The organism is uncultured Mucilaginibacter sp. (assembly GCF_903913935.1).
Classification (GTDB): domain Bacteria; phylum Bacteroidota; class Bacteroidia; order Sphingobacteriales; family Sphingobacteriaceae; genus Mucilaginibacter.
In genome coordinates, this window is record NZ_CAIWNH010000145.1 from 1 (window position 1) to 2,935 (window position 2,935).

Consider the following 2,935-nt stretch of genomic DNA (forward strand, 5'->3'; position numbering starts at 1 on the left):
CGCGTCCTGCAAATCCACTATCAATGCTGATGACCTTTACGGCAAATGGAAATACATCAAAGTGGAACACCCAAATGCCTACCCACCGGATACCGTGAGCAAACATGACATAACTTATGCCGCGCCTTATATCCAGTTCTCGCCAAACAATACTTTAGTTATCATGTGGACAGGAAAAGTGTTGTCGCATGGAAAATTCACCATCGACGGGCATAACATCAATTATACCGAGAGCCTGCCAGATGGCAGCACCCGTAAATTCCCGTTTTGGGTATCTGAATTAACAGATAAGAAAATTGTTTTTGAAACCAAAGGGAACGATGGATCACAGGTGACGGCGGTGAAGGAGTAAATAAGTATTATAATAACAATTTGGTAATTTTCTAAGTTTAAATCCTAACTTTAACGATCACAATGGAATTTACGACATCCAACAAGTTCACTTTTAAGGAATACCTGGGCCTTCAAATGTATCTCCTCTATTCGAAATTGTGGATAAAGATTTTAACAATAACAACAATCCTTTATTTAATTTCTTACGGTATTTTTTTCGCGCTTCACAGAAACGATATTTTAAATTCCGACTTATACTCCTTTGGATTAGTTTTATTAGCAGCACAAGTTTATTTACCAATATTAATGTTTTTAGTATGCCTTCTAGGTTATAAAAGAAACCCCCGAATTAAAGAATCAATAGTCTATCATTTCTCCGAGCATGGTTTTACACTTACAGGCGAGTCCTTTAATGCTACATTTAATTGGGCTGCATTTTATAAAATACGGTCAGTTAAGGGCTGGCTTATACTATACCAGAGTTCCATGACTGCTAACTTTGTTAAACTGGGAAAGGATGATCTTATTCACGTTCAGGAGCTAAAAAAATATTTACAATCACAAAACTTGAAGGTAAAAATAACAATGTAGAAAAAGCATAACCGAAGCTACCATCCGTAAATTCCCGTTTTGGGTGTCGGAATTAACGGACAAAGAAATTATTTTTGAAACTAAGGGGGATGATGGATCACGGGTGACGGCGGTGAAAGAGTAGGCAGTGGACAGTTGCGAGTTGCAGTGAAAAAAAAGGGATGACATTTAACGAAGATTTATTAATGCGAAATTTTTTTTGGGGATTATGTTTAGTTTTATTACGGGCTGGCTGCGGCGAAAAACATGTTTCGACAGATTCTCAGTCCAGGCGGCTTAAGGACAGCGTAAAACCAAGAAAACAGCCTACACAGCAAGACGCAATTGCGGACACGACTGAAAATAATGACTCAGAGTCATTTGAAGAGGTTTTAGCGGACTTTCTTGCTTCATACAATAAAATTGAAAAAACAGACAAGCAGGTTATCAGCGGGAGCGACACATTGCATCTGCATGAGACTTATTATTGCCTGCACGACAGTTCGTTAATAATTCCGAAACGATACTTGTGGGGCGGTGATACCACAAAAGATTTTACAGCCAACACTTTTGTCTCTAAAATAATCCTTCTCAAAAACAAAGACACTTTGTTTAACAAGATAATCACGAAAAGCTATTTTAATGCAATCCTTGATGAACAACAAAAAAAGTATGCGGTCCTTTTTGGAGGAGGGTCGGGGAAATATAACGAAGCCAAAGGAGGGTTTATGTTTGGTTTCTCGGTATCAATTCCTTTAACAGATTTGGGCACCGCCGTTCATTTAGTTATAGATAAAAACGGGAAAGAGAAAATTATGGACGATTTTACATTTATAAACAAATATCACGAGGAATGGTAAGCATTCATTAAACAAGCTTGGCTGCCTGACATTTATTCCGCCATCTTCCCGCCCCGTTTATCAAACTCAATGTTATTTGACTCTCAAAACTCAATAAATTCAGCTCTTTTTATATCTGCAATGCAACGCCACACAGACAACTGCTGTCTTATGCCTGTTTAAACTTTTAATCAATCACAATGAAGATATTTTTATTAGCAACGCTGGTATTAATCACTCAGTTTTCGCAGGCGCAAACCTACCTCACCATTATCGGAACACAGCATTATCCTACCGAAAATATCAACAGCCAATCGATATATGAGCAGTTGAATAAAATAAAACCCGATGTAGTTTTAATGGAGCAGGATAGTTCAACGATGAGCGATGACGGTGAATTTTTAATCAATTCAAACGAATTGGAACCGACGTCAGTTAAAAGACTGGAAAAAGATTATAACGTCATCGTAAAGCCATTTGACTATAAAAACCGCAATAAATTTTACGCCGACAAGCAGATATTTACAAAGGAAAACAGTTTCTTTCATTCCATGGATAGCGTTTACAGCAATAAACTAATGGACTCGCTATCTTATTGCGTTTATCGAAACATGATCGAAGTAAACACCATATTGAATACCATGGGTTCAAATGCTGACTTGAAGGAGTTGAACAGTGTAACCTATCAGCAAGTTTCAAAATTGAGGCAGGACCTTAACTATAACGGTTTCCTGGGGATTTGTTACCGGGTAAAATATATGCAGCAATGGGCGAAATTCTGGAAACAGGACGGCGATTTCTGGACATTCCGCAACAATACCATGGTGGATAATATTTTAAAATATTGCGATCAATACAAAGGAAAGAAAATTGTCGTGTTAACAGGCGCAATGCACAAATATTTCCTGTTCGATGCCATTGAGAAAAAGCAGAAGGCAAACCATATTATACTTAAAGAATTTTGGGAATATAATTGATGTCACTTTGCCCCTTTGCTGCCAGCTGTTAAACACGATCAAATGGCACCAATAGTTCTATGGTATTAACGACGACTATGGATGCCCGGGAAATTTTCCGTAGTCATAAACGGCGATCTCATAGCTGATAGTTAAGCGACCGTTTAGTGATTATTTATCATCTTATGATACAAAGGTTTTACATTCAAAAATTTCAAAGCAGCATAATGTTATTAC

Annotated in this window: 4 protein-coding genes; all 4 read left to right on the plus strand. The window is 37.6% G+C overall.

Annotation, left to right across the window (positions count from 1 at the left end; genetic code table 11):
* Positions 1-352 (plus strand): hypothetical protein (locus tag QZY09_RS05475; protein WP_295669253.1); only part of this gene is annotated, 352 nt, incomplete at its 5' end.
* Positions 353-414: 62 nt separating this feature from the next.
* Entirely contained in the window at positions 415-924 is a 510-nt protein-coding gene (locus QZY09_RS05480) for a YcxB family protein (protein WP_295669256.1), read from the plus strand.
* A gap of 161 nt (positions 925-1,085) precedes the next feature.
* Positions 1,086-1,763, plus strand: coding sequence for a DUF4738 domain-containing protein (locus tag QZY09_RS05485; protein ID WP_295669258.1), 678 nt, complete (start codon positions 1,086-1,088; stop codon positions 1,761-1,763).
* Positions 1,764-1,942: 179 nt separating this feature from the next.
* Positions 1,943-2,719 carry a hypothetical protein gene (locus QZY09_RS05490; protein WP_295669261.1) on the plus strand — a complete coding sequence of 259 codons (777 nt, stop codon included), beginning with the start codon at positions 1,943-1,945 and terminating at the stop codon, positions 2,717-2,719.
* Positions 2,720-2,935: the final 216 nt, after the last annotated feature.